General features: G+C 54.7%; 1 protein-coding gene and 1 pseudogene. Both read right to left on the bottom strand.

Annotated features, from left to right (window positions below; translation table 11 throughout):
• A pseudogene (locus AWB65_RS36800) lies at nucleotides 1-229 on the bottom strand (IS4 family transposase); the annotation flags it as partial.
• Nucleotides 230-298: 69 nt separating this feature from the next.
• Nucleotides 299-525: IS4/Tn5 family transposase DNA-binding protein (locus AWB65_RS36795; protein ID WP_235008147.1), on the bottom strand; the 227-nt coding region annotated here is incomplete at its 5' end.

Raw genomic sequence — 525 nt, 5'->3', positions numbered from 1 at the left:
TTAACGCCGTGCAACCCTTGAACTGAGTCCGGGTCCAGAATTTGATGGCCGTCAGGCCCAGCGGCAAGCCTTCAGCGGTTACGGCCAGACTCGAATGCATCAGGATGCCGCATTGGGTCAGCGGTTGTTGCAGGCCGTGCCGTCCACGCTGAATCGACGTCTTGCCCGTATAACCGATAAGCTCAGGACGTTCCCGCTGATATGAGAACGTTGTCGTGTCCTGCAGCACGAGAATTGGGCCTTCGGTCGCCCTAAAGCGCTCACCACTCGCTTGGAAATGACCGCCCAGAATATCCTGCTAGCTTACGCGCTCATTGGACAGGAAGCGGTAAGCGCCTTTCGTGTTCGCCCAGTCTTGGCAAGCAAATGGAATGGTTTGCCCAACGCCCGACCATAGTCGCTCTAGCAACATTCGGAATCTTCTGCGAAGTCTGGCGTCTTGAAAGCTGTTATCCGCCGTCTCTCTATTGATCCAGTCCTCGTCATCTACTCGCACATTACCAGTCATTATCTTTCCATAGGATG

The sequence above is a fragment of the Caballeronia humi genome (genome assembly GCF_001544475.1).
Classification (GTDB): domain Bacteria; phylum Pseudomonadota; class Gammaproteobacteria; order Burkholderiales; family Burkholderiaceae; genus Caballeronia; species Caballeronia humi.
This window is presented reverse-complemented; position numbering and strand designations above follow the sequence as displayed.